Raw genomic sequence first — 24,673 nt, 5'->3', positions numbered from 1 at the left:
GAGACTCTCGGGAAGGCGCTACGTGAGTCCCAACGGCTCCGACCGCTCGCCGCGGCGCCCGATGCGGCGGAAGCTGCTGCAGGCAATGACTGCGGGCCTGGTCCTGGCGACAGCCACCGGTTGCTCGTACAACTGGGAAGACTTCCCCCGCCTTGGTATGCCCACCCCGGCCACGGAAGAGGCTCCGCGGATCCTCTCGCTGTGGCAGGGGTCGTGGGCGGCCGCGCTCGCCACAGGCGTGCTGGTCTGGGGCCTGATCCTGTGGAGCGCGATCTTCCACCGGCGCAGCCGCACCAAGGTCGAGGTTCCCCCGCAGACCCGGTACAACATGCCGATCGAGGCGCTGTACACGGTGGTCCCGCTCATCATCGTCTCGGTCCTGTTCTACTTCACGGCCCGCGACGAGTCGAAGCTCCTCAGCCTCAAGGACAAGCCCGACCTCACCGTCAACGTCGTGGGCTACCAGTGGAGCTGGGCCTTCAACTACGTCCAGCCCGTGGACGGTTCCACCGGTGACGCGAAGACCGACAAGAACCTGGCCGCCATTCCGGACCGGTTCAAGGAGGACTTCCCGGCGAACGCGGGCGGTGTCTACGACGCCGGCACCCCCGGCACGCGGAACCCGGACACGGGCAACCCCGGCCCGACCCTGTGGCTTCCCAAGGGCAAGACGGTCCGCTTCGTCCTCACCTCGCGTGACGTCATCCACTCCTTCTGGGTGGTGCCGTTCCTGATGAAGCAGGACGTCATCCCGGGCCACACCAACGCCTTCGAGGTGACCCCCAACAAGGAGGGCACCTTCCTGGGCAAGTGCGCCGAGCTGTGCGGCGTCGACCACTCCCGGATGCTGTTCAACGTGAAGGTCGTCTCCCCCGACGAGTACGAGCAGCACCTCAAGGACCTCGCCAAGAAGGGGCAGACCGGTTACGTTCCCGCCGGCATCGCGCAGACGAGCCACGAGAAGAACCGGGAGACGACAAACCTGTGAGCATCCTCAACGAACCCCAGGGTGCCGCGGCAGCTGAGGACTCGTACGAGAACGAGCTGCCGGTCAGGCGCAAGCAGCCCGGCAACGTCGTGGTCAAGTGGCTCACCACCACCGACCACAAGACGATCGGAACGCTGTACCTCGTCACGTCGTTCGCGTTCTTCGTGATCGGCGGCGTGATGGCGCTGCTCATGCGCGCCGAGCTGGCCCGTCCGGGCCTGCAGATCATGTCGAACGAGCAGTTCAACCAGGCGTTCACGATGCACGGCACGATCATGCTGCTGATGTTCGCGACGCCGCTGTTCGCCGGCTTCGCGAACTGGATCATGCCGCTGCAGATCGGCGCGCCGGACGTGGCGTTCCCGCGGCTGAACATGTTCGCCTACTGGCTGTACCTGTTCGGCTCGCTCATCGCGGTCGGCGGCTTCCTCACCCCGCAGGGTGCGGCCGACTTCGGCTGGTTCGCCTACAGCCCGCTGTCGGACGCGGTCCGCAGCCCGGGCATCGGCGCCGACATGTGGATCATGGGTCTGGCCTTCTCCGGCTTCGGCACCATCCTCGGCTCGGTCAACTTCATCACCACGATCATCTGCATGCGCGCCCCCGGCATGACCATGTTCCGCATGCCGATCTTCGTGTGGAACGTGCTGCTGACCGCGGTGCTGGTCCTGCTGGCCTTCCCGGTGCTGGCCGCCGCGCTGTTCGCGCTGGAGGCGGACCGCAAGTTCGGCGCCCACGTCTTCGACTCCGCCAACGGCGGAGCACTGCTGTGGCAACACCTCTTCTGGTTCTTCGGCCATCCAGAGGTGTACATCATCGCCCTGCCGTTCTTCGGCATCATTTCCGAGGTCATCCCGGTCTTCTCCCGCAAGCCGATGTTCGGCTACATGGGTCTGATCGCGGCGACCATCGCGATCGCGGGCCTGTCCGTGACGGTGTGGGCGCACCACATGTACGTCACCGGCGGTGTGCTGCTGCCGTTCTTCTCCTTCATGACGTTCCTCATCGCCGTCCCCACAGGCGTGAAGTTCTTCAACTGGATCGGAACGATGTGGAAGGGCTCGCTGTCCTTCGAGACACCGATGCTCTGGGCGACCGGCTTCCTGATCACCTTCACCTTCGGTGGTCTGACCGGTGTCATCCTGGCCTCGCCGCCGATGGACTTCCACGTCTCCGACTCGTACTTCGTGGTGGCGCACTTCCACTACGTCGTCTTCGGCACCGTCGTCTTCGCGATGTTCTCCGGCTTCCACTTCTGGTGGCCGAAGATGACCGGCAAGATGCTCGACGAGCGCCTCGGCAAGATGACCTTCTGGACGCTGTTCATCGGCTTCCACGGCACGTTCCTGGTCCAGCACTGGCTGGGTGCCGAGGGCATGCCGCGCCGTTACGCCGACTACCTCGCGGCCGACGGCTTCACCGCCCTGAACACCATCTCGACGATCAGCTCGTTCGTGCTCGGCGCGTCGCTGCTGCCCTTCTTCTACAACGTGTGGAAGACGGCCAAGTACGGCAAGCCGGTCGGCGTCGACGACCCGTGGGGCTACGGCCGCTCGCTGGAGTGGGCGACGTCCTGCCCGCCGCCGCGGCACAACTTCCTCACTCTGCCGCGGATCCGTTCCGAATCCCCGGCGTTCGACCTGCACCACCCTGAGATCGCGGCCCTCGACCAGCTCGAGAACGCGCCTCACGGTGAGAAGGCTCTGGCTGGTGGCAAGGAGGCCGGCAAGTGAAGACTCAAGGCACGATGTTCGCTTGGCTGGGCATCTTCGTCCTCGCCATGGCGATCGTCTACGGCGTCTGGTCGAAGGAGCCGGCCGGTACCACGGCCCTCTTCCTGGCCTTCGCGCTGTGCATCATGATCGGCTTCTACCTGGGCTTCACGGCCCGGCGGGTCGACGCGGGCGCGCAGGACAACAAGGAAGCGGACGTCGCCGACGACGCTGGCGAGGTCGGGTTCTTCAGCCCGCACAGCTGGCAGCCGCTGGCGCTCGCCTTCGGTGGCGCGCTGGCCTTCACGTCGATCGCGATCGGCTGGTGGCTGATGTACTTCTCGGCGCCGCTGATCCTCATCGGCATCTGGGGCTGGGTCTTCGAGTACTACCGCGGTGAGAACCGCACCCAGTAACACGAGCTGAGCTCACAGGAGCCCGGACACTCCGTCAGGAGTGTCCGGGCTCCCGCTTTTGCAGCAATCGGCGTCACCCGTACGCATTACCCGGCGCGCCGTGGGTGACGCGGCTTCCTAGCGTGAGGCCATGAGCAAAACACCGCGCACGAGCACCGTCATAGGCTGCTCGCTCCTGCTGATCGCGATAGGCGCGAGCGCCGCCGGCTGCAGCAGCGACGGCAACCCCCTGGCCGCCGAGCCCTACGACGCGGCCGACCAGATCGCCTTCAACGGCCCCACGGGCGACGGCAAGAAGGCCGACCCCGACAAGCCCCTGGAGATCACCGCGGAGGACTCCGACGGCCGCATCACGGACGTCACCGCCAGGGACGCCGCAGGACGCTACGTGGCGGGCGAACTCTCCGCCGACGGCACCCGCTGGCACAGCACCTCCCCGCTGGCCGCCAACGCCCGCTACACGGTGCGGGTGAGCACCGAGGACGAGGACGGCGCCCCCGGCCGCAAGCTCCTCACCTTCGACACCAGCAAGCCGACCACCAAGAAGCACCTGACGGTGGAGTTCGGCCCCAAGGCGGGCACCTACGGCGTGGGCCAGCCCGTCACGGCCGAACTGAACCAGCCCGTCAAGGACAAGAAGCAGCGGCAGATAGTCGAGCGGGCCCTCAAGGTCGACTCCACGCCCGCCGTGGAGGGCACCTGGCACTGGGTGGACGACAAGGAACTCCACTACCGCCCCAAGGAGTACTGGCCCACCCACGCCACGGTCCGGGCCCGCAGCAACCTCGAAGGCGTCAAGGTCAGCGACCGCCTCTGGGGCGGCAAGGTCAAGCCCCTGACGATCACCATCGGCGACCAGGTCATCGCCGTCACGGACGCCGCGTCCCACCAGCTGACGCTCTACCGCAACGGCGAGGAGGTCAGGTCGATACCGGTCACGACCGGCAAGCCCGGCTTCGAGACCCGCAACGGCGTCAAGGTCGTCCTGGGCAAGGAGTACTTCGTACGTATGCGCGGCACCAGCATCGGCATAGCCGAGGGCTCCGCCGATTCGTACGACCTACCGGTCTACTACGCCACCCGCGTGACCTGGAGCGGCGAGTACGTACACGCCGCCCCCTGGTCGGTCGGCTCCCAGGGCTACGCCAACGTCAGCCACGGCTGCACCGGCATGAGCACCGCCAACGCCGAGTGGTTCTTCGACAACGTCCGCGAGGGCGACATCGTCAAGGTCATCAACTCGTACGGCAACACGATGGAACCGTTCGGCAACGGCTTCGGTGACTGGAACCTGCCCTGGAAGAAGTGGCGGGGCGGCAGCGCCCTGGTGGGCGGTACCCCTGATGGCCCAAGCCCGTCGGAGCGGGCGAGGTTGAGGCCCCAGAGCGTGTGAGAGGGACCGCCCCCCGAGCTCCTAGGCGCTCTGAAGCCTCTTCGTCCGCAACAGAGATGCCAACGCCGCCGCGAACTCCACCGGCTCCACAGGCAACGTCACCGCCGCCTCGGCCCGGCTCCACGTGGCCAGCCACGCATCCTGCGGCCGCCCGATCAGCAGCAGCACCGGCGGGGCGTTGAACACCTCGTCCTTGATCTGGCGGCAGACCCCCATGCCCCCCATGGGCACGGCCTCACCGTCCAGCACACAGACGTCGATGCCGCCCTTGTCCAGCTCGCGCAGCACCGCGGCCGGCGTCGCGCACTCCACGAACTCCACTACCGGCACGTCAGGAGCCGGCCGGCGCCCGGTAGCCAGCCTCACCTGCTCGCGGGTGTTGGAGTCGTCGCTGTAGACCAGCACCGTGGCGGTCGGCTGCATTGTTCCTCCGTGACGTCAGCGTCGTAAGGACAGGCCCGTTGGGCCGGATGCTACTCCCTTGAACACCACGTCAACACCGGTATGAACGGGGAAGACACTCCGAACGGCACCCCCCGGAGTGAGGGCGGGATAAGCGACCGACATAATGTCGGTCGTGGCGACAGCAACGACAGTAGACAAGGGTCACGCGCACCCGTCGGTCAACCGACCGAACCTCACCAGCGTCGGAACCATCATCTGGTTGAGTTCCGAGCTGATGTTCTTCGCGGCCCTCTTCGCGATGTACTTCACCCTGCGATCGGTGACGGGTCCCGAGTTCTGGAAGGAGAAGGCGGACTTCCTGAACTTCCCGTTCTCGGCGACGAACACCACGATCCTGGTGCTCTCCTCCCTCACCTGCCAGCTCGGCGTCTTCGCCGCCGAGCGCGGTGACGTGAAGAAGCTCCGGGGCTGGTTCATCGTCACCTTCATCATGGGTGCGATCTTCATCGGCGGTCAGGTGTACGAGTACACCGAGCTGGTCAAGCACGAGGGCCTCTCGCTCTCGTCCGACCCGTACGGCTCGGTCTTCTACCTGACCACCGGCTTCCACGGCCTGCACGTGACGGGCGGTCTGATCGCCTTCCTGCTGGTCCTCGGCCGCACCTACGCGGCGAAGAGGTTCACGCACGAGCAGGCGACCGCCGCGATCGTCGTGTCCTACTACTGGCACTTCGTCGATGTCGTCTGGATCGGCCTCTTCGCCACGATCTACATGATCAAGTAGCCGGGCCCGATCCCGCGCGCGTTCCACAAACGCACACACCGCAAGCATCGACGCAGAAGATCCTGACACCGGGGTAATCCGTGAAAAAGCTCTCCGCACGACGACGCCATCCGCTGGCGGCGGTCGTCGTCCTACTCCTCGCGCTGGCGTGCACGGGGGGGCTGTACGCCGTGTTCGCTCCCGCGGACAAGGCGCAGGCCGAGGAATCCGCCCAGTCCCTCACCATCGAGGAGGGCAAGAAGCTCTACACCGTCGGCTGCGCCAGCTGCCACGGAACCGGCGGTCAGGGCACCTCCGACGGTCCGAGCCTGGTGGGCGTCGGCGCCGCAGCCGTCGACTTCCAGGTCTCGACGGGCCGTATGCCGGCCGCCACCTCCCAGGGCGCCCAGGTCCCGGCGAAGAAGAACATCTACTCGCAGGCCGAGATCGACCAGCTCGCGGCGTACATCGCCTCGCTGGGCGCCGGCCCGAACGTCCCGACCGAGGAGCAGTACGGCCCCGAGGGTGCGGACATCGCCAAGGGCGGCGAGCTCTTCCGCAACAACTGCGCCCAGTGCCACAACTTCACCGGCAAGGGCGGCGCGCTGACGCACGGCAAGTTCGCGCCGACGCTCGAGAGTGTCGACCCGAAGCACATCTACGAGGCCATGCAGACCGGCCCGCAGAACATGCCTTCGTTCCCCGACACCACGCTGTCGGAGCAGAACAAGAAGGACATCATCGCGTACCTGCACGCGGTCAACAGCGATGAGACGGTGAATCCGGGTGGTCTGGAGCTGGGCGGCCTCGGGCCGGTCACTGAGGGCCTCTTCTCCTGGATCTTCGGTCTCGGAGCCATGATCGCGGTCGCCGTCTGGGTCGCCGCTCGGACCGCAAAGGCCAAGAAGTCATGAGTAGCCAAGACATTCCAGAAGAGAACCTGCCCGCTGAGCAGGACGCCACCGTCGCGGTAGCGGACGAGAAGCACCCCTTCGCCGACCCCGGCCTGCCGCCCCACGAGCACCGGATCCAGGACATCGACGAGCGGGCCGCCAAGCGGTCCGAGCGCACGGTCGCCCTGCTGTTCACGGTGTCGATGCTGGCCACCGTCGGCTTCATCGCCTCGTACGTCGCGATCCCGCACGACAAGTCGGTCTTCGTCTTCCCGATCGGTCACCTCAACGCGCTGAACTTCGCGCTGGGTCTGACCCTCGGCGCGGCGCTGTTCTGCATCGGCGCGGGTGCGGTCCACTGGGCCCGTACCCTGATGTCCGACGTGGAGGTCGCCGATGACCGGCACGCCATCGAGGCGGAGCCCGAGGTCAAGGCCAAGGTCATGGCCGACTTCCGGCAGGGCGCCAAGGAGTCGGCGCTCGGTCGCCGCAAGCTGATCCGCAACACGATGTTCGGCGCGCTGGCCCTGTTCCCGCTCTCCGGCGTCGTCCTGCTGCGCGACCTCGGCCCGCTGCCCGGCACCAAGCTGCGTCACACCCTGTGGTCCAAGGGCAAGCTGCTCGTCAACATGAACACCAACGAGCCGCTGCGTCCCTCGGACGTCGCGGTCGGCTCCCTCACCTTCGCCAAGCCGGAGGGCCTGGAGGAGCACGACCACGAGTTCCAGACCGAGATCGCCAAGGCCGCCCTGATGATCGTCCGGCTCCAGCCCGACGACATCAAGGACAAGCAGGAGCTCGACTGGTCCTACCAGGGCATCGTCGCGTACTCGAAGATCTGCACGCACGTCGGTTGCCCGATCTCCCTGTACGAGCAGCAGACGCACCACGTGCTCTGCCCCTGCCACCAGTCCACCTTCGACCTCTCCGACGGTGCCCGAGTGATCTTCGGCCCGGCCGGTCACGCCCTGCCACAGTTGCGCATCGGTGTGAACGACGAGGGCTACCTCGAGGCGCTCGGCGACTTCGAAGAGCCCGTCGGTCCTGCATTCTGGGAGCGCGGATGAGCACCAACGAGAACAACGCGAACAACGCAGACCGGCGCGACAAGGCGCCGGCCGGCGAGCGCGTCGCCGACTGGGCGGACGGTCGGCTCGGGATCTACTCCCTGGCCAAGGCCAACATGCGCAAGATCTTCCCCGACCACTGGTCGTTCATGTTGGGTGAGGTCTGCCTCTACAGCTTCATCATCATCATCCTCACGGGTGTGTACCTGACGCTGTTCTTCCACCCGTCGATGAACGAGGTGGAGTACCACGGCAGTTACGTCCCGATGCAGGGACAGCTGATGAGTGAGGCGTTCAGCTCGACGCTGCACATCTCCTTCGACGTGCGCGGTGGTCTGCTCATCCGGCAGATCCACCACTGGGCCGCGCTGATCTTCCTCGCCGGCATGTTCGTGCACATGATGCGTGTGTTCTTCACCGGCGCGTTCCGCAAGCCGCGTGAGATCAACTGGCTGTTCGGCTTCCTGCTGTTCGTCCTGGGCATGTTCACCGGTTTCACCGGCTACTCGCTCCCGGACGACCTGCTCTCCGGCACCGGTGTCCGCTTCATGGAAGGCGCGGTCCTGTCCGTGCCGATCGTCGGCACGTACCTGTCGTTCTTCCTCTTCGGCGGCGAGTTCCCGGGCGGCGACTTCGTGGCCCGCTTCTACTCGATCCACATCCTGCTGCTGCCGGGCATCATGCTCGGCCTGGTGGTCGGCCACCTGATCCTGGTCTTCTACCACAAGCACACGCAGTTCGCGGGGCCTGGAAAGACCAACAAGAACGTCGTCGGCATGCCGCTGATGCCGGTCTACATGGCCAAGGCCGGAGGCTTCTTCTTCCTGGTCTTCGGTGTCATCGCGGCCCTCTCGGCGATCGCCCAGATCAACCCGATCTGGGCCATGGGCCCCTACCGTCCGGACCAGGTGTCCACTGGCGCCCAGCCCGACTGGTACATGGGCTTCTCCGAGGGTCTGATCCGCTTCATGCCGGGTTGGGAGATCGACTTCTGGGGTCACACGCTCGTCCTGGGTGTGTTCATCCCGTTGGTGATCTTCCCGCTGGTCCTAGTGGCGATCGCGGTCTACCCGTTCATCGAGGCCTGGATCACCGGCGACAAGAGCGAGCACCACATCCTGGACCGCCCGCGCAACGCCCCGACCCGCACGGCCTTCGGTGTCGCCTGGATGTCGCTGTACCTGCTGCTGCTCGTCGGTGGTGGCAACGACCTGTGGGCCACGCACTTCCACCTGTCGATCAACGCGGTCACCTGGTTCGTCCGGATCGGCTTCTTCGTCGTGCCGGTCCTCGCCTTCATCATCACCAAGCGGATCTGCCTCGGCCTGCAGCGCCGGGACAAGGACAAGGTGCTGCACGGCCGCGAGTCGGGCATCATCAAGCGCCTGCCGCACGGTGAGTTCATCGAGGTGCACGAGCCGCTCAGTCAGGACGCGCTGTACACCCTCACCGCGCACGAGCAGTACAAGCCGCTCGAGATCGGCCCGACGGTCGACGAGAACGGCGTCGAGCGCAAGGTGAAGGGCTCCGAGAAGCTGCGCGCCAAGCTCAGCAAGGCGTACTTCGACGAGGACGGCCAGATCCCGAAGCCGACCGTCGAGGAGTACAAGGAGATCACGAGCGGCCACGGCCACCACTGATCGCTGCGCCAGCCACGCCACGGTTGAAGGGCCCCGTCCGATTGCGGACGGGGCCCTTCGCCGTGCGGGGAGACGAGCCGTCCGGTGTTCGGACGGGGCGCTTCTCTGTGCCCCGGGGCTGGATAGGGTGGACCCGTTGAGACTCGCGTCCCGTAGAGCGGGACACCACAACTGACCCAGGAGCGGCTTATGAGCGCTGTGACCCCCGCTGGAGGCGACACCGCGGCGGGCCGTTCCTGGCCCGAGGTGTTGAGCGCCCTGCTCGGCGGACAGGACCTGAGCGCCGGCGACACGGCATGGGCGATGGACCGCTTCATGAGCGGCGAGGCCTCGGACGCCCAGATCGCGGGCTTCATGGTGGCCCTGCGGGCCAAGGGCGAGACGGTCGAGGAGATCAACGGCCTCGTCGAGGCGATGTACGCCCACGCGCAGCCGCTGGACATCCCCGGCCCGGCCGTCGACATCGTCGGCACGGGTGGCGACCGGGCCAAGACGGTCAACATCTCGACGATGTCCGCCATCGTGATCGCGGGCGCCGGGGCGAAGGTCGTCAAGCACGGCAACCGGGCGTCGTCCTCGGCGAGCGGCTCGTCCGACGTGCTGGAGAAGCTCGGCATCAACCTGGACCTGTCGCCTCAGGGCGTGGCGCGGGTGGTGGACGAGGCCGGCATCACCTTCTGCTTCGCCGCCAAGTTCCACCCCTCGATGCGGTTCGTCGGTGGCGTACGGCGGGACCTGGGCATCCCGACCTCCTTCAACCTCCTCGGCCCGCTGACCAACCCCGCCCGCGTCACCGCCTCGGCCGTCGGCTGCTTCGACACCCGGATGGCGGGGCTCATCGCCGGCGTCCTGGCCGAGCGCGGCTCGTCGGCGCTCGTGTTCCGCGGCGACGACGGCCTCGACGAGCTCACTACGACAGCCACCTCGCGGGTGTGGGTGGTCCGCGACGGCAAGGTGACCGAGGAGGCCTTCGACCCGCGCGACGTCGGCCTCGACCTGGTGCCCGTGGAGGCGCTGCGCGGCGCGGACGCGTCGTACAACGCGGAGGTCGCCCGGCGTCTCCTGGACGGCGAGACAGGGCCGGTGCGGGACGCCGTACTGCTCAACTCGGCGGCGGCGCTGGTGGCGTTGGAGCCCACGGATGCCCCGCTCACGGAGCAGATCCGGCTCGGCATGGCGAGGGCGGCGGAGTCGATCGACTCGGGCGCGGCGAAGCGGACCCTCGACCGGTGGGTGGCTGCCAGCAACGCCTGATCCGGCAGCATGTGACGCAGGGCGCAGTCCAGGATCCGGACTGCGCCCTTGCGCATCGAAGATCGTATGGCAGGATGTTGGACCAGGTCATGAGTGACAGTCATGAGGCCCCGGCCGACTGTCCGGCAACCCTCCGTCCGTGGCGGGGTGCCCCGGGTGAAGACCAGGCCGTAGGCAGCGAGGTCTACGGCAAGCGCGGGCCCCTCTCGAAACCAGGGGTCCTGGTCGTTCGAGGGAGTCTTCCGTGAGCAAGCGAATGCGATAGGGCCGCCGAGCCCCGCCTCCGCGCACCCTTTTTCTCTTCTCCGCATGCCTTCAACTCGCATGCCCCTCACGGGAGTTCGCCATGTCTGTCTCCACCGCTGCCGCCGCCCAGACCATTTGCGCCCCGCTGCCCGTTCTGGGCCGTGATGTCACCGTCCCGCTGGTCACCGGCGGCGAGGTCACCTACGCCGCGCTCGACTACGCCGCCAGCGCCCCGGCCCTCCAGCGCGTCTGGGACGACGTCGCCGCCTACGCGCCGTACTACGGCAGCGTCCACCGCGGTGCCGGCTACCTCTCCCAGCTCTCCACCGACCTGTTCGAGAACGCCCGCAGGACGGTCGCCGAGTTCCTCGACTGCCGGGACACCGACCAGGTGGTGTTCACCCGGTCCACCACCGACTCGCTGAACCTGCTCGCCGCCGCCCTCCCGGCCGACTGCCAGGTCTTCGTCTTCGAGACCGAGCACCACGCCTCCCTGCTGCCCTGGCGCGACGCCCGCGTCACCTACCTCGACGCGCCCCGCACCCCGCGCCAGGCCGTCGAGACCCTGGAGCGCGCCCTCGCCGACCGCACTGTGTCGATTGAAGGGGGCTACGGCCCGGCCCTGGTCTGCGTCACCGGCGCCTCGAACGTCACCGGCGAGCTGTGGCCGGTCCGCGAGCTGGCCGCCGCCGCCCACGCGCACGGCGCCCGGATCGTGCTCGACGCCGCCCAGCTGGCCCCGCACCACCCGGTGAGCCTCCAGGAACTCGACGTCGACTGGGTCGCCTTCTCCGGCCACAAGCTGTACGCCCCCTTCGGCTCCGGCGTCCTGGCCGGCCGTACCGACTGGCTGCGCGAGGCCGAGCCGTACCTCGCGGGCGGCGGCGCCAGCCGCAAGGTCACCCGGCGCGAGGACGGGGGAGTGGACGTCGAGTGGCACGAGAGCGCCGCCCGGCACGAGGCCGGCTCCCCGAACGTCATCGGCGCCTACTCCATCGCCTCCGCCTGCAAGGCCCTGGCGGAGGCGGGCTTCGACACGCTGGTCGCCCGTGAGCAGTACCTGATCGAGAAGGTGCGCGCGGGTCTCGCCGAGGTGCCCGAGGTCCGCATCCTCTCCCTCTTCGGCGACGACGCCCCCCGCGTCGGCGTGATCTCCTTCGTCGTCGAGGGCTGGAACAGCTCCCACTTCGCCGCCGCGCTCTCCGCCGAGTACGGCATCGGGGTGCGCGACGGGCTGTTCTGCGCCCACCCGCTGGTCCGGACGCTGCTGGGCAGCGACCCGCAGACGCAGGGCGAGTGCGGCGCCCCCGAGGCGGCTCCCGGTGAGAAGTCCCTCAACGCGATCCGGGTGAGCTTCGGGGCCGGTACGCCGGACGAGCACGTCGAGCGGTTCGTGAGCGCCGTGAAGGAGCTCGTGACGGACGGCGCCCGGTGGAACTACCGCACTCAGGACGGGCGTTGCGTGCCGGACACCTCCGCGTGAGCCGGTAGCCGGGCGCCCAGCAGGATCATCCGCAGGGCGCGTTCGGTGGCGTCCGTGAGGAGTTCGGAGGCCCGGACGAGGGCCTCCGCCAGGGCCATCGGCGCCGGCAGGATCCCGCTGAACGCGTCCACGCCGGGCACGTCGGGCGCGCCCTCGCCGAGGGTGCCCGCCAGCGCGAGCACCGGGCGGCCGGACACCTTGGCCCGGCGGGCCACCTCGGCCGGGACCTTACCGCGGGGCGTCTGGTGGTCCAGGGCGCCCTCGGCGGTCACGACCAGGTCGGCGCGGGCGAGGCGGGCGTCCAGGTCGAGGTGGTCCAGGAGCACGTCGAAGCGGGGGAGCAGGCGGGCGCCCAGCGCGGCGAGGCCCGCGCCCAGGCCGCCGGACGCGCCGGTGCCGGGGCCGTGGTGCAGGTCGGTGCCCACGGCCCCCAGGTCGCGGGTGAGGACGTACGCCCAGTTCTCCAGGCCCGCCGACAGATGCTCGACCTGTGCGGGCGTCGCCCCCTTCTGCGGGCCGAAGACGCGGGCCACGCCGCGCTCGCCGCACAGCACGTTGTACGGGTTGCAGGCGACGAGCAGCTCGACATCCCGCAGGCGTGGGTCCAGGCCGGACGGGTCGATCCGGGCGAGCCGCGTCAACTCACGTCCACCACGGGGGAGTTCGAAGCCGTCGGCGTCCAGCAGTCGGGCGCCGAGGGCCTGCAGCGCGCCGGCGCCCCCGTCGGACGTCCCCGAGTCGCCGCAGCCGATCAGGACGCGCCGTACGCCGGTGTCGAGCGCGGCGCGGATCAGCTCGCCGACGCCGTACGTCGTCGTGGCGCCCGGGTCGCGCAGGGTGCGGGGGACGAGGGAGAGCCCCGCGACCGCCGCCATCTCGACGACCGCTGTGTCCTGGGAGCCGAGCAACGCGAAGTGCGTGCCGATCGGTTCGCCGACGGGGCCGGTCGCGGGCAGCGCGACGAGCCGTCCACCGGTCGCGGCGGCCAGCGTGGCGGCCGTGCCCTCCCCGCCGTCCACCAGCGGGATCAGGTCGATCAGGGCCTCCGGCAGCACCCGCCGCACCCCGTCGGCAATGGCTTCGGCGGCGGCTTGGGCGGACAGCGACTCCTTGAAGCCACTGGGGGCTACGACGACGCGGGTCAGCATGGGGTCTCCTATACACGTCTGGGGTTCGGCAACGCCCTCAAAGGGGCGCGGGGCTGTGACATATGCGGCTCCGCCGCGTGGGCGCGACCAGCCACAACGGCGCAGCCGACGTTCGACGGCGTATCGAGGCACTGTCATCGGGTCACGGGCACGCCGAGCAGCGGCCACACCGCGACGACGAACAGCAGGACGAGTGCAGCCGTCAGCGGGGCCAGGACGGCGGACAGACGCAGCAGGTCACGCGGGGTGTAGGTGGGCGTCCCCGGGATGTCGGAGAAGAGCGTCACCGGCTTGGCGGAAGCCGGAAGCGTATGGCAGAAACCGGCCGCCGCAGTGGACGCGAGCGCCGCCGCGACCGGATTCACCCCAGCCCCCACCGCCGCCGCGACCACCAGCGGCACCAGCACCGACGAACGGGCCGAGCGGGACTGAAGTACCAGGTGGGCCGCCGTACTGATCGCGATCACGACGATCAGGAACACCACCGGGCTGACTCCACCGGGCAGCCCGTCCACCAGCCACTTCGCCGCTCCCGAGTCGGCGAGCGCGACGCCCATCGCCATCGTCGCCGCCATGAACAGCAGCAGCGACCACGGCACCGTCTTCAGCGCGTCCTTCAGGTGCACGGTGCCGAGGGCCGGCGAGGCCGCCACCACCGCGCCGATCAGCGCGACGACCGCGGGCGGCACCCGGTGCAGCGGCTCGCTGCACCACAGCAGCACGACCGTGCCGAGCAGCAGCGCGCACCGCTTCTCGGCCTGTGACCAGGGGCCGGTGACCGGGTGGTCGCTGTGCTCCTGGATCTGCTCGGCGGTGATGTGCACGGGGCCTTTGCGGTCCGCGCGCCCCGTGGTCGTCAGGAGTACGGCCTCGGCGGCCAGGTGGGACGACGCCACGGCCAGCGGCAGACCGAGCAGCAGCCACTCGGTGAAGCCGATCCGGTCGCCGGTGGCCTGCCACAGCACCGACACGGTGATCAGATGGGCGCCCGCCCCGATCAGGGTCGCCACCGCCGACAGCAGGATCACGGTCGGGAACAGCAGGGCCAGCATCACGACCAGGCGCCTGCGGTCGGCGAGCGCCTTGGCCAGGGCCAGGAACACCGGCAGCGCCAGGGCGGCCCGGCCCGAGGTGGCCGGCACCGCGAACGCCGTGACGACCAGGGCGGCCGTGGTCAGGTGCACCAGCTGCCGTACGGTCCGCGCCCCGCCGACCAGGAACGCCGCCGCCCGCCCCGCCAGCCCCGTCCGGGTCACCGCGGCCGCCAGCACGAATGCGCAGATCAGCAGCCACACCGTGGAGTCGCCGAGGGTGCCGAAGAGCGTGTCGCTGCTGATCACCCCGGTCACCGTCAGCGCGAGCCCCGCGCCCAGCGCGATGTACGTGTCGTCGACCGGCGTGGCGATCCAGGCGCAGGTCGCCAGGGCGAACACGGCGAGGGTGAGGCGGGCGTCGGCGCCCAGTCCGGGGAAGTTGCCGGGGACGGCGAGCAGCGCGCACAGGGAGAGGGTCACGCACAGGGCGGCGCTCAGACGGAGGCTCAGGGTCACGTCATCGAGGGTTCACCCGGGCCGTGAGCCCTCGATGAGCCGTAGATGAAGGAGACTTCACGCGGACCGGAGACTTCAGACGGACAGGCGGTACCCCACCCCGCGCACTGTCTCGACCCGTTCGGCCCCCAGCTTCTTGCGCAGCGCCCGCACATACACGTCCACGATGTTGGAGCCCGGGTCGAAGTCGTAGCCCCACACGTGGGACAGGATCTGCTCGCGGGACAGTACCTGCCCCGGATGCCTCAGGAACAGGTCCAGCAGCACGAACTCACGGGCCGTCAGGTCCACCGTCCGCTCCCCGGCCCGCGCCCGCCGGGTGCGCAGGTCCAGGGTCAGTGAGCCCGACCGCAGCACCGTCACCTCGGGCGCCCGGGCCGCCGTACGCAGCCGCAGGCGCACCCGGGCGAGCAGTTCCTCGAAGCGGAACGGCTTGGTCATCCAGTCGTCGGCGCCGCCCTCCAGACCGGCCACCGTGTCGCGTACGGAGTCCCGGGCGGTCAGCACGATCACCGGGACCGTCACCCGGGCCTCGCGCAGTTCCCGCAGCACCGTGAAGCCGTCCCGGCCGGGCAGGCCGATGTCCAGGACCACGAGGTCGAAACCGCCGGTCAACGCGTACTCGTAGGCGGCGTCGCCGTCGCCGACGACGGTCGTGGTGAAGCCGTTGGAGCGCAGGCCCTTCTCGACGAAGGAGGCGATCCTGTCCTCGTCCTCGACGATCAGAATGCGGTTCACGTCTGTCCCTCTCCCAGTGCCAGTACGAAGGTGGCGCCGCCGCCCTCCGTGTCGCGCAGGCGCACCCGGCCGCCGTGCGCCTCCGCGATCGCCCGGACGATCGAGAGGCCGAGCCCGGCTCCGGAGCCCCGGCCGCCGCGCCGGGACGTACCGCGCCGGAACCGTTCGAAGATCACCTCGCCGTCCTGCGGCTGCACGCCGCACCCGGAGTCGGCGACGTACAGCTCGACGCCCGGCCCGTCGGCGCGGGAGCCGATCCGGACGCTCTGGCCGGGCGCGGTGTGCTGCACGGCGTTCTGGGCGAGCTGGACCATCGCCTGCGTGATCCGCTGCGGGTCCAGCTCGGCCTCGACGTCGGCGACTTCGGCGAGCTGCCAGTCCCGTTCGCCGAGGGTGCGGGCCTTGACGTAGACGTCGGCGGTGAGTTCGGCGAGCTGGACCGGCTCCGGGGTGACGAAGTCGGGGCGCTCGGCCTTGGCGAGCAGCAGCAGGTCCTCGACGATGCGGCTCATCCGGTCCAGCTCGTCGGTGACCAGCCGTATCGTCTCCTCGCGCTCCACCGGGTCGTCGCCCATGAGCTCCAGATGCCCGCGCACGATGGTGATCGGCGTGCGCAGCTCGTGGCCGGCGTCGTCGACGAACTCGCGCTGGGCAGCGAAGGCGCGCTCCAGCCGGTCGAGCATGGCGTTGAAGGTCTCCGCGAGCGCGGCGATGTCGTCGCGCCCGTGCACCGGGATACGGCGGGTGAGGTCCTGCTCGGTGAGCTGCGCCGCCGCGGTGCGCACCAGCCGTACGGGCTTGAGGATCCGTCCCGCGACCGCCCAGCCGATGCCGGTCGTCATCAGCAGGGCGACTCCGGAGATGGCGAGCAGGATACGGAACTCCTCGTTCACCGCCGCCTGTTCGCGCCCGGGGTGGAAGGCGACGACGAACGCGGCCTCCGCCTCGCCGCCGGCCCGGGCGACCGTGACCTTGGCCCAGCGGACCTCGCCGGACGCCCGGTGCAGCGTGCCCGTGGAGTCGGGGGAGTCGAAGATGCGGCGGCGGGCGTCGGCGTCCTCGTGCAGGGGAACGGGGACGGGGATGTCGCGCGGCTGGCGGAACTGAGCCGGGGACGTGCCCGCCCGGCCCACCAGGCCGATCAGCTCCTCGTCCGGGTCGGCGTACTGCCGTACCAGGAACTCGACCAGCAGCCGCGACGGGTCGGTGAACGGGCGGCCGGTCTCGGGGTCGACGCCCCGCTCCTCGAAGTTGGCGAACTCGCCCGCCTCCTGCGCCAGCAGCCCGTTCACCCGGTGGTCGACGTCCCGCAGCAGGATCGAGCGCGTGGTCGTCGCCACCGACACGAGCCCGACGGCCATGACGAACAGCAGCCAGAGCAGGATGCGGACCCTGGCGGAGATCCGTCGGCGCACGGGGTCAGCCGTCGTCCCCGAGCTCGCCGCGGTCGTCGTCCGAGGTCTCCCGGTCGGGGGCGTCGTCATCGTCGTCACTCGCGGGGCTGTCGGTCACCGGAGGCCGGGAGACGACCTCGTCGCTCGGCGTCGCTGTGGGCCGGGTGGGCGTCGGGGTGGGGGAGCCGCTGTCCAGTTCCACCTTGGCCGGGACCTTGGGGGACTCCGGGGTGTCGGTGAGGGCGAAGCTCGTCGCGGCGATACCGAGCGGAATCGCCACTACGGCGGCCAGGGCCGCGATCCGGTGCGAGAAGACCATGCCATCGAGCCTGCCCCCGGCAACGGGTGCCGAGGATGAGCCCAGGATGAAGAACTCTTCATCTTGGGCCGCAGGTGTCAGCTGTCCAGGCCGATGGCGAACGCGGCCTCGATGTCGTGCTGCGAGTACGTCCGGAACGCCACGTGCGTGTCCGTCCCCTCCACGCCGGGGATCTTGCTGATCCGGCCCGGGATGACCTCGGCGAGATCCTCGTGCTGCTTCACCCGGACCATGGCGATCAGGTCGTACGTACCGGTGACCGAGAAGACCTCGGTGACGCTCTCCAGCGAAGCGATCCGCTCCGCGATCTCGGGAATCCGGTCCACGCTGGTCTTGATGAGGACGATCGCGGTGATCACGGCTGGTTCTCTCCCTCGGAGGCCATTGCTGGGGCTCTCACCCTACTCGTGGTCCAACTGGCCTGGTTGTTCTGCCGGGGGTCCGGGGGTTGGCCCCCGGGAAGACACAGCAGTCGCAGGCCTGAACCGCGCCCACGCGTAGCCGAAGCCCAGCCCGAAGCCCACCAGGTGCGCCAGATAGGCCACGCCCGGCCCCTGGTCCGCCCGCCCCGCCGCCACCCACTGCAGGGCCACCCAGAACGGCAGCACGACCCACGCCGGGAAGCGCAGCGGCAGGAAGAGCAGAAACGGCAGCAGGCTTGTCACCCGCGCGCCGGGGAAGACGAACAGGAACGCGCCGAGGACGGCCGAGATCGCCCCGGACGCGCCGACCAGGGACTGGGTGGAGTCGTCGTTGGCGGCCGCGTAGCCCAGCAGGGCGAGGTAGCCGCAGCCGAGGTAGAACAGGGTGAACTGGACGCGTCCCATCCGTTCCTCGGTCATCACCCCGAAGACGTAGAGGAAGAGCATGTTGCCGAGCAGATGCACCCAGCTGCCGTGCACGAAGAGGGCCGTGGCCGGGGTGAGGGCGGCGCGGGGCGAGCCCTCGAACAGCTCGGCGGGCACCACGCCCCAGCGGTGGAAGTAGGCCCGCTGCGTGGCGAGCAGCCCGTCGCCGGAGCCGTACGCCGGATTCAGCCCTGCCGCCGGGCCCATCAGGAAGAGCAGACAGCACAGGGCGATCAGCCCGTACGTCACCGGCGCCGACGACCGGAAGACCGATCGGCCCACTCTGCCGAACCGAGCCCCGAAACGCGCCACGCTCCAGTCGCTGATCATGGACACAGAGCATGGCGTAACGGGACGCACGCGCACAGACCGCCTCGCCGCCGTGGACGGCCGAGCGGCGAGTACCCGCCAGGCCGTAGGGTTACGAGCCACACGCACCGGGGAGCTCGGGGCGTATCGCAGACAATAGAAAGCCTAGAAGGAAAGAGCACAGTCACGATGACGGTTCCCCTGCCGACCGGCACGACGCGGTGGCGCTGCACCCTCTGCGGCAACCTCACGCGCTTCGACGTGACGCGCTCTTCCAAGGTCGTGGAGTACGTCCACCTCGATCTGGCCGGTGAGCCCAAGGTCGAGGAGCGCGAGGTGCTCAGTGAGACCATCGAGTCGGTGCGCTGCCGCTGGTGCAACGCCGTGGACAAGGTGGAACTCGTGGACAGGCCGGGCGCCGGCTCCTGAGGGGGAGCGGGCCCCGCACAGCATTGGGGTGTGACGGATGGTGGAGACACAAGGCGGGGGGCCGGGCGACGGCGCCGCTGAGGTGCTCGACCGTCCGCTGCCCGACGGAGTGCGGCGCAAGGTCGTGCAGATCGTGTCCGACGGGTTCGGCGGGCTGACCGTCGGCGAACTGCCCGCACAGCTGCGGCAGTACGCCCGGTTCGCGCCGAACCGGCGGGCCAAGTTCGCCGGCAACGCGATGGCGGCGGCGCTGGAGACCGATCCGCTGTTCCGCCAGCGCATCGGGGAGAAGTTCAGAGAGGCCCAGCCGGAGCTCTCCGGCGCCCTCGACTCAGGCTCGGCGCCCCCGGCCGCGGACCCGCTCGACGTGGCGGCCGCGGCCTATGTTCTGCGGCCCACCGGTTGGGTCAAGCTGGTCACCGCGGCCGGCGAGGAGGCCCAGCGGGCCGACGCCGAGCGCGCCGACGAGGAGAGCCGCGCCGAGCTGGAGCGGCTGCGCGAGGAGCTCGCCCACGCCCGTGAGCACACCCGGGCCGAGACCGAGCGGCTGCGCACCGAGCTGGACGCGGCGAAGAAGGAAGCCGAATCGCTTCACCGCAAGCTTCGGTCGGCCCTCAGTGACGTCAAGCGCGGCGAGGCCGCCCTGCGCAAGGTCCAGGGCGAGATCGAGACCGTGCGCGCCGAGGGCCACGCCCAGGTCTCCGCGGCCGAGAGCGAGACCCGGCGGCTCAAGGCGCGGCTCGGGGAGGCCGAGGCCGCCCTGGAGGCGACGCGCAGAGCGGCCCGCGAGGGGCGCAGCGTCGAGGACATGCGCGTACGGCTGCTCCTGGACACCCTGCTGGACGCCGCCCAAGGGCTGCGCCGGGAGCTGGCGTTGCCGCCGGTCTCCGTGCGGCCCGCCGAGACCGTGGACGCGGTCGAACCGGGACGAATGACCCCGAAGGACATCGCCGCGCGGGCGTTGTCCGAGAACGACCCCGCGATCCTCGACCAGCTCCTCGCGCTGCCGCAGGCCCATCTGGTGGTCGACGGCTACAACGTCACCAAGACCGGCTATCCCCAGATGCCGCTGGAGAAGCAGCGCCTGCGGCTGCTCGGCCAGCTCTCGCAGCTCGCCGCACAGACCGGCGCCGAGGTGACCTGTGTCTTCGACGGGGCCGAGCTGGCCGCGCCGGTGCTGCTCGCGCCGCCGCGCGGCGTGCGGGTGCTGTTCTCCAAGCCCGGCGTGACCGCCGACGAGCTGATCCGCCAACTGGTGCGGGCCGAGCCGCCGGGCCGTCCGGTCATCGTCGCCTCCACCGACCGGGAGGTCGCCGACGGGGTGGCCAGGGCCGGAGCGCGTCCGGTGGCTTCTGCGGTGCTTCTCAAGCGGCTGTCCTGAAACGCCAACGTACAGGCGTAATGCCCGAATTGATGCGACCGTCACGCAACGTAGGGTCAAGCGCGCATCACAGCATGTGAGTTGTGTGTAAAGAATGACAGGTGTGACGAGAATTTTTGTGTGAGGATTTGATCTGATCACAACTGGGTCACTAGGGTCTGGCGTCGAACCTCCGAGCGGGTGATCACTCACAAGAAGGGTTTCACCTCAGTGGCGTCCCACCGTCGACCCAAGCAGCCGAGCCGAGCACGTGTGACCGTGCTGACCACCGCGGCCGCTGCCGCCGTGGCCATCAGTTCGCAGGCCGCCAACGCGGCACCCAGCGAGAAGCCGAGCAAGGACGAGGTCAAGGCCAAGGTCGACAAGCTCTACGAGGAGGCCGAGCAGGCCACCGAGAAGTACAACGGCGCCAAGGAGAAGCAGGAGAAGCTCCAGAAGGAGATCTCCACCATCCAGGACAACGTGGCGCGCGGTCAGGAAGACCTGAACGAACTGCGCGACTCGATGGGCCTCGCGGCCGCCGCCCAGTACCGCACGGGCAGCATCGACTCCTCCCTCCAGCTGTTCCTGTCGTCGAACCCGGACGACTACCTGGACAAGGCGTCCACCGCCGACCAGCTCAGCGCCCAGCAGGTCGACTCGCTGAAGAAGATCCAGGAGAAGCAGCGCGAACTCGCCCAGGAGCGCGCCGAGGCCGCCGAGAAGCTCAAGGACCTCGCCTCCACCCGCACCGAACTGGGCAAGAAGAAGAAGCAGGTCCAGGCCAAGCTCGCCGAGGCCCAGAAGCTGCTCAACACCCTGACGGCCGCGGAGAAGGCCGCCCTCGCCGCCGCGGACGCCCGCGCCAGCCGCTCCGCCGCCGACCGCGTGGACCTCGGCAACGTCGGCTCCGCCTCCGGCCGGGCCCAGGCCGCCTTCCAGGCCGCCCAGAGCCAGATCGGCAAGCCGTACGTCTACGGCGCCACCGGCACCGCCTCCTACGACTGCTCGGGCCTGACCTCCTGGGCCTACGCCCAGGCCGGCGTCTCCATCCCGCGCACCTCGCAGGCCCAGGCCAACGCCGGCGTGCACCTGTCGATGAGCGAACTCAAGGTCGGCGACCTGGTCATCTTCTACGACGACTTGCACCACGTCGGCCTGTACGCCGGCAACGGCCAGGTCCTGCACGCCCCGCGCACCGGCGCGGTCGTCCGGTACGAGTCGATCAACAACATGCCGTTCCAGTTCGGCGTCCGGATCTGATCCCGGCTCCACGCCTGCAAGATCAACGCCGCGTGCCGCCCGAACGAGCGAATTGCGGCACCGCCGACTGACCCCACGCCCCGCCCATGACCTGCGTCAGAGGCGGGGCGTCACTTTGTGTGCCCACGGCGGTCGTTGGTCGGCGCCCCCGCACGGAGCTACTGTCTGCCGCGTTTCCCCCGCCGCCGGGGGAAGGTCCTTGTCCGCCAGCGGAAGGAGAGCGGCTTCCCGTGGGGTCTCATCGCCGCCTTGCACCGTCCGGGTTCGACCGGGGCGCCGGTGCAGCGCTCTGCGTCATGTCAGCCGCCGCCACGGCCCTCGGGGTCGTACCGGCCACGGCCACGCCGCACGACGACGACACCCGGGCCAAGGTGGACCGCCTCTACGAAGAGGCCGAGAAGGCCACCGAGGCCTACAACAAGGCCGACGAGCGCGCCGACAAGCTCCGCAAGCAGGTGACCGACGCCCAGGACCGGATCGCCCGGCAGCAGGAGAGCATCAACTCCATGCGGGACGCCCTCGGTTCGCTGGCCGGTGCCCAGTACCGGTCCGGCGGCATCGATCCCTCCCTCGCCCTGCTGCTCTCCGACGACCCGGCCGACTACCTCGACAGGGCCGCCCGGATCGCCCGGATCAGCGCCCACCAGGCCGGCGAGCTGGAGGACCTCCAGGACGCGATGCGGGCCCTCGCCCAGGAGCGGGCCGAGGCGGCCGGGAAGCTCGTCCAACTGGAGAAGAGCCGCAAGGTCGTCGCCGCCCACAAGCGAACCGTCGAGCGCAAACTCGCCCAGGCGCGCAGGCTCCTGAACTCCCTCACCCAGACCGACCGCGCCGCCTACGACCGCGCCTCCCGCTCCGGCCGCGACGTCATGCCCGACTTCGGAAGCCTCGTCGCACCGTCGGGCCGCGCGGCAGCCGCCGTAGCCGCCGCCCACTCCGCGCTGGGTAAGCCGTACATCTGGGGCGCCAACGGCCCCTCCGGCTTCGACTGTTCGGGCCTGATCCAGTGGTCGTACGCCCAGGCCGGTGTCTCCCTGCCGCGCACCTCGCAGGGGCAGCGGTACGCCGGCCGGCAGGTCCCGCTCTCCGAGGCCCAGCCCGGCGACGTCGTCACCTACCGCTCCGACGCCAGCCATGTCGGGATGTACGCCGGCAACGGCCAGGTGATCCACGCCCCCTACCCCGGCGCACCCGTGCGCTACGACCCGGTGGGCATGATGCCGGGGGCGACGGTCACCCGGGTCTGACGTGGGTGTGACTCGGGTCTGACTCGGGTGTGACTCGGGTCTGACCGCCGCGCCCTCGCCGCCGTACGATCGGGAAATGGCTGGTCGAAGGCGGGCTTCGGGAGCGCGGGTGGTCCTCGCGCTCTGTCTGCTGTTCGTCTGTCTGGTGGGCTGCGGCGGGCGGACCGACACCGACGGCGCCAAGGCCGAGGTGCAGCGCGTCCTCGACCGGCGGGCGGCCGCGATGCTCGACCGCGACGAGGCGGCGTATCGCAGGACGGGCGCGCCGGACGGGTTCGACCACCTGCGCGCGGTGCCCCTCGCCGGGTGGTCCTACCGGCTGACCGGCCTGCACCGCACCGGCGACACGGCCACCGCCGAGGCCGAGCTCCGCTATCGCGTCGAGGGTTACGACCGGGCGCCGGTCAGCGCCGGCCGCACGCTGAGCCTCAGCCTGGACGCGCAGGGCGAGTGGTACGTCGAAGCCGAGCGGCCCGCCGGAAGATCCGCCGAGCAGCTGTGGGACCAGGGCGAGGTGAGCGTCGTACGGGGCGACGACAGCCTCGTCCTCGGAGTCGGGCAGTCCGAGGCGGCGCTGCGGTCGTACGCGGAGCTGGCGGACGACGCGGTGCCGGCCGTGTCGCAGGCGTGGGGCACGGACTGGGCCCGGCACGTCGTGGTCCTCGTACCGAAGTCCCTGGACGACATGGCCGGGCTGCTCGGCTCGCCCGCGTCCTCCTACCGCGGGATCGCCGCCGTCACCACCGGCGAGACCGGCGCTCCGGAGAAGGCGCCCGCCGACCGGATCATCGTCAACCCCGACGCGTACGGCGTCCTGGGGACGGTGGGCAAGAAGGTCGTCCTCACCCACGAGACCACGCATGTCGCCACCCGTGCCGACACCACTGCCGCCACCCCGCTGTGGCTCTCCGAGGGCTACGCCGACTGGGTCGGCTACCTCGGCAGCGGCCGCTCCCCGTCCCAGGCCGCGCCCGAGCTGTGGCGTGCCGTGTCCGAGGGGTCCGGGCCGCGGGAGCTCCCGGCCGACGCGGACTTCGGCTTCACCGGCGACGCGAACAAGCTGGCGCGGGCCTATGAGAGCGGGTGGATGGCCTGCCGGATGATCGCGGACCGCTGGGGCGAGGTCAGGCTCGGCGAGTTCTACCGGGCCGTGGGCGCGCACGAGCGGCGGGAGGGGGCGGTCGAGGGCGCGTTGAAGGACGTGCTGGGGACGTCGCTGGAGGGGTTCACCGGGCAGTGGCGGGAGTATCTGCGGGCTCAGCTCGGCTGATCCAGTGTGGCGATGGCCTCCGTCAGCCATGCGCGTTCCGCCTCGCCCGTCGCCCGGGCCACCCGCAGCATGCCCTGCCGGAACAGGTCGCCCGCCTCCTCCGCACGTACGGGCTTCCCGCCTTCGTAGAAGAAGCTTGTGGGCGCGGTCAGGAACTCCAGTCGGCGGCGCAGCACTTCGGCCTGTTCGCGGCGGTCCGGCAGGTGCCGTAGGAAGGACAGGACCGTGTTGAAGCGCACCTGGTCCGTGATCTCGACGGGCTTGGGGTGGCGCAGGCGTTCCAGCAGGTCCTCGCGGCCCTTGTCGGTGAGGGAGAGGATCCGGCGCGGGGCGGCGCTCGCGCCCGGTTCCGCGTGCTCGTCGAGCTTGCCCGCCTTGGTCAGGCGCGTGATCGCCGGATAGAGCGCGCCGTCGCTGACGGGGCGGACATGGCCGCTCAGCGCCTTGATGCGCGCCTTCAACTCGTAGCCGTGCAGGGGCTCTTCGGCCAGGAAGCCGAGGATCGACAGCTCCAGCATGGTCCTCCTTGCGGACGTGA

24 protein-coding genes and 1 riboswitch are annotated in these 24,673 nt (G+C 69.8%); of the genes, 15 read left to right on the top strand and 9 right to left on the bottom strand.

The genetic code is table 11. The features are described from left to right. The first annotated feature begins 22 nt into the window (after positions 1–22). The 4 genes from coxB to PBV52_RS12250 all read left to right on the top strand — a co-directional run bounded on the left by coxB (position 23) and on the right by PBV52_RS12250 (position 4,509). Positions 23–988, top strand: a complete 966-nt coding sequence (coxB, locus tag PBV52_RS12265) for a cytochrome c oxidase subunit II (protein WP_274238368.1) — start codon at positions 23–25, stop codon at positions 986–988. Beyond that, complete coding sequence (gene ctaD, locus PBV52_RS12260) at positions 985–2,721, top strand: cytochrome c oxidase subunit I (protein ID WP_274238367.1); 1,737 nt, start codon at positions 985–987, stop codon at positions 2,719–2,721. Before coxB ends, ctaD begins: the two co-directional genes overlap by 4 nt. Beyond that, complete coding sequence (locus tag PBV52_RS12255; protein ID WP_274238366.1) at positions 2,718–3,116, top strand: cytochrome c oxidase subunit 4; 399 nt, start codon at positions 2,718–2,720, stop codon at positions 3,114–3,116. Before ctaD ends, PBV52_RS12255 begins: the two co-directional genes overlap by 4 nt. Before the next feature lie 130 nt (positions 3,117–3,246). Continuing rightward, complete coding sequence (locus tag PBV52_RS12250) at positions 3,247–4,509, top strand: Ig-like domain-containing protein (protein ID WP_274238365.1); 1,263 nt, start codon at positions 3,247–3,249, stop codon at positions 4,507–4,509. 21 nt (positions 4,510–4,530) lie between these two features. On the opposite strand, the gene PBV52_RS12245 is transcribed toward PBV52_RS12250, so the two are convergent. Continuing rightward, complete coding sequence (locus tag PBV52_RS12245) at positions 4,531–4,932, bottom strand: hypothetical protein (RefSeq protein WP_274238364.1); 402 nt, start codon at positions 4,930–4,932, stop codon at positions 4,531–4,533. 145 nt (positions 4,933–5,077) lie between these two features. Here PBV52_RS12245 and PBV52_RS12240 point away from each other — a divergent pair, with 145 nt between their 5' ends. From PBV52_RS12240 to PBV52_RS12215, 6 genes are all read left to right on the top strand, one after another. Continuing rightward, the gene (locus PBV52_RS12240; RefSeq protein WP_274238363.1) at positions 5,078–5,698 is read left to right on the top strand and encodes a heme-copper oxidase subunit III; all 621 of its coding nucleotides are present in this window, start codon (positions 5,078–5,080) and stop codon (positions 5,696–5,698) included. Positions 5,699–5,778: 80 nt separating this feature from the next. Then, a complete protein-coding gene (locus PBV52_RS12235) occupies positions 5,779–6,591 on the top strand; it encodes a c-type cytochrome (RefSeq protein ID WP_274238362.1) in 813 nt (270 codons plus the stop codon). Then, positions 6,588–7,637: a ubiquinol-cytochrome c reductase iron-sulfur subunit gene (locus PBV52_RS12230; RefSeq protein WP_274238361.1), complete on the top strand. Its 1,050-nt coding sequence runs from the start codon at positions 6,588–6,590 to the stop codon at positions 7,635–7,637. Before PBV52_RS12235 ends, PBV52_RS12230 begins: the two co-directional genes overlap by 4 nt. Continuing rightward, entirely contained in the window at positions 7,634–9,277 is a 1,644-nt protein-coding gene (locus PBV52_RS12225) for a ubiquinol-cytochrome c reductase cytochrome b subunit (RefSeq protein WP_274238360.1), read from the top strand. Before PBV52_RS12230 ends, PBV52_RS12225 begins: the two co-directional genes overlap by 4 nt. Before the next feature lie 189 nt (positions 9,278–9,466). After that, entirely contained in the window at positions 9,467–10,531 is a 1,065-nt protein-coding gene (trpD, locus tag PBV52_RS12220; protein WP_274238359.1) for an anthranilate phosphoribosyltransferase, read from the top strand. Between the two features lie 85 nt (positions 10,532–10,616). Further along, positions 10,617–10,733: riboswitch (SAM riboswitch) on the top strand. 144 nt (positions 10,734–10,877) lie between these two features. After that, complete coding sequence (locus PBV52_RS12215) at positions 10,878–12,260, top strand: aminotransferase class V-fold PLP-dependent enzyme (protein WP_274238358.1); 1,383 nt, start codon at positions 10,878–10,880, stop codon at positions 12,258–12,260. On the opposite strand, the gene PBV52_RS12210 is transcribed toward PBV52_RS12215, so the two are convergent. The 7 genes from PBV52_RS12210 to PBV52_RS12180 all read right to left on the bottom strand — a co-directional run bounded on the left by PBV52_RS12210 (position 12,224) and on the right by PBV52_RS12180 (position 18,587). Further along, positions 12,224–13,408 carry a glycerate kinase gene (locus PBV52_RS12210; RefSeq protein ID WP_274238357.1) on the bottom strand — a complete coding sequence of 395 codons (1,185 nt, stop codon included), beginning with the start codon at positions 13,406–13,408 and terminating at the stop codon, positions 12,224–12,226. The two genes, PBV52_RS12215 and PBV52_RS12210, sit on opposite strands and share 37 nt — an antisense overlap. A gap of 134 nt (positions 13,409–13,542) precedes the next feature. Further along, a complete protein-coding gene (locus tag PBV52_RS12205) occupies positions 13,543–14,958 on the bottom strand; it encodes an SLC13 family permease (RefSeq protein ID WP_274238356.1) in 1,416 nt (471 codons plus the stop codon). Between the two features lie 75 nt (positions 14,959–15,033). Beyond that, positions 15,034–15,696, bottom strand: coding sequence for a response regulator transcription factor (locus tag PBV52_RS12200; RefSeq protein WP_274238355.1), 663 nt, complete (start codon positions 15,694–15,696; stop codon positions 15,034–15,036). Beyond that, positions 15,693–17,180: a HAMP domain-containing sensor histidine kinase gene (locus PBV52_RS12195; RefSeq protein ID WP_274238354.1), complete on the bottom strand. Its 1,488-nt coding sequence runs from the start codon at positions 17,178–17,180 to the stop codon at positions 15,693–15,695. Before PBV52_RS12195 ends, PBV52_RS12200 begins: the two co-directional genes overlap by 4 nt. Beyond that, complete coding sequence (locus PBV52_RS12190) at positions 17,116–17,409, bottom strand: small secreted hydrophilic protein (RefSeq protein ID WP_274238353.1); 294 nt, start codon at positions 17,407–17,409, stop codon at positions 17,116–17,118. The genes PBV52_RS12195 and PBV52_RS12190 overlap by 65 nt, the downstream gene beginning before the upstream one ends. A gap of 77 nt (positions 17,410–17,486) precedes the next feature. Beyond that, on the bottom strand, positions 17,487–17,768 hold the full coding sequence (locus PBV52_RS12185) for an Lrp/AsnC family transcriptional regulator (RefSeq protein ID WP_048585175.1): 282 nt from the start codon (positions 17,766–17,768) through the stop codon (positions 17,487–17,489). Between the two features lie 42 nt (positions 17,769–17,810). Continuing rightward, positions 17,811–18,587 (bottom strand): rhomboid family intramembrane serine protease, encoded by a 777-nt coding sequence (locus tag PBV52_RS12180; protein WP_274238352.1) that lies wholly within the window; start codon positions 18,585–18,587, stop codon positions 17,811–17,813. A 168-nt stretch (positions 18,588–18,755) separates the two neighbouring features. On the opposite strand from PBV52_RS12180, the gene PBV52_RS12175 reads away from it, so the two are divergent. From PBV52_RS12175 to PBV52_RS12155, 5 genes are all read left to right on the top strand, one after another. Further along, a complete protein-coding gene (locus PBV52_RS12175) occupies positions 18,756–18,995 on the top strand; it encodes a hypothetical protein (protein WP_274238351.1) in 240 nt (79 codons plus the stop codon). A 37-nt stretch (positions 18,996–19,032) separates the two neighbouring features. Further along, the gene (locus PBV52_RS12170; RefSeq protein WP_274238350.1) at positions 19,033–20,376 is read left to right on the top strand and encodes an NYN domain-containing protein; all 1,344 of its coding nucleotides are present in this window, start codon (positions 19,033–19,035) and stop codon (positions 20,374–20,376) included. Positions 20,377–20,586: 210 nt separating this feature from the next. Further along, on the top strand, positions 20,587–21,618 hold the full coding sequence (locus PBV52_RS12165; RefSeq protein ID WP_274238349.1) for an NlpC/P60 family protein: 1,032 nt from the start codon (positions 20,587–20,589) through the stop codon (positions 21,616–21,618). A gap of 230 nt (positions 21,619–21,848) precedes the next feature. Next, positions 21,849–22,865, top strand: coding sequence for a C40 family peptidase (locus PBV52_RS12160; RefSeq protein ID WP_274238348.1), 1,017 nt, complete (start codon positions 21,849–21,851; stop codon positions 22,863–22,865). 76 nt (positions 22,866–22,941) lie between these two features. Further along, positions 22,942–24,135 (top strand): hypothetical protein, encoded by a 1,194-nt coding sequence (locus tag PBV52_RS12155; protein ID WP_274238347.1) that lies wholly within the window; start codon positions 22,942–22,944, stop codon positions 24,133–24,135. Here PBV52_RS12155 and PBV52_RS12150 read toward each other — a convergent pair. Next, positions 24,123–24,653, bottom strand: a complete 531-nt coding sequence (locus PBV52_RS12150) for a PadR family transcriptional regulator (protein ID WP_274238346.1) — start codon at positions 24,651–24,653, stop codon at positions 24,123–24,125. The two genes, PBV52_RS12155 and PBV52_RS12150, sit on opposite strands and share 13 nt — an antisense overlap. Positions 24,654–24,673 lie beyond the last annotated feature (20 nt).

It is taken from the genome of Streptomyces sp. T12 (assembly GCF_028736035.1).
GTDB lineage: Bacteria > Actinomycetota > Actinomycetes > Streptomycetales > Streptomycetaceae > Streptomyces.
The sequence above is the reverse complement of the archived record's forward strand: the minus strand, read 5'-3'. Positions and strand labels throughout refer to the sequence as shown.

What these genes read in the sequence shown, in the direction of transcription:
- PBV52_RS12250 (WP_274238365.1), top strand. Translation starts at nt 3,247, where the DNA reads ATGAGCAAAACACCGCGCACGAGCACCGTCATAGGCTGCTCGCTCCTG.
- PBV52_RS12245 (WP_274238364.1), bottom strand. Translation starts at nt 4,932, where the DNA reads ATGCAGCCGACCGCCACGGTGCTGGTCTACAGCGACGACTCCAACACC.
- PBV52_RS12240 (WP_274238363.1), top strand. Translation starts at nt 5,078, where the DNA reads ATGTCGGTCGTGGCGACAGCAACGACAGTAGACAAGGGTCACGCGCAC.
- PBV52_RS12230 (WP_274238361.1), top strand. Translation starts at nt 6,588, where the DNA reads ATGAGTAGCCAAGACATTCCAGAAGAGAACCTGCCCGCTGAGCAGGAC.
- PBV52_RS12225 (WP_274238360.1), top strand. Translation starts at nt 7,634, where the DNA reads ATGAGCACCAACGAGAACAACGCGAACAACGCAGACCGGCGCGACAAG.
- trpD (WP_274238359.1), top strand. Translation starts at nt 9,467, where the DNA reads ATGAGCGCTGTGACCCCCGCTGGAGGCGACACCGCGGCGGGCCGTTCC.
- PBV52_RS12215 (WP_274238358.1), top strand. Translation starts at nt 10,878, where the DNA reads ATGTCTGTCTCCACCGCTGCCGCCGCCCAGACCATTTGCGCCCCGCTG.
- PBV52_RS12210 (WP_274238357.1), bottom strand. Translation starts at nt 13,408, where the DNA reads ATGCTGACCCGCGTCGTCGTAGCCCCCAGTGGCTTCAAGGAGTCGCTG.
- PBV52_RS12195 (WP_274238354.1), bottom strand. Translation starts at nt 17,180, where the DNA reads ATGACGACGCCCCCGACCGGGAGACCTCGGACGACGACCGCGGCGAGC.
- PBV52_RS12190 (WP_274238353.1), bottom strand. Translation starts at nt 17,409, where the DNA reads ATGGTCTTCTCGCACCGGATCGCGGCCCTGGCCGCCGTAGTGGCGATT.
- PBV52_RS12180 (WP_274238352.1), bottom strand. Translation starts at nt 18,587, where the DNA reads ATGATCAGCGACTGGAGCGTGGCGCGTTTCGGGGCTCGGTTCGGCAGA.
- PBV52_RS12175 (WP_274238351.1), top strand. Translation starts at nt 18,756, where the DNA reads ATGACGGTTCCCCTGCCGACCGGCACGACGCGGTGGCGCTGCACCCTC.
- PBV52_RS12170 (WP_274238350.1), top strand. Translation starts at nt 19,033, where the DNA reads ATGGTGGAGACACAAGGCGGGGGGCCGGGCGACGGCGCCGCTGAGGTG.
- PBV52_RS12155 (WP_274238347.1), top strand. Translation starts at nt 22,942, where the DNA reads ATGGCTGGTCGAAGGCGGGCTTCGGGAGCGCGGGTGGTCCTCGCGCTC.
- PBV52_RS12150 (WP_274238346.1), bottom strand. Translation starts at nt 24,653, where the DNA reads ATGCTGGAGCTGTCGATCCTCGGCTTCCTGGCCGAAGAGCCCCTGCAC.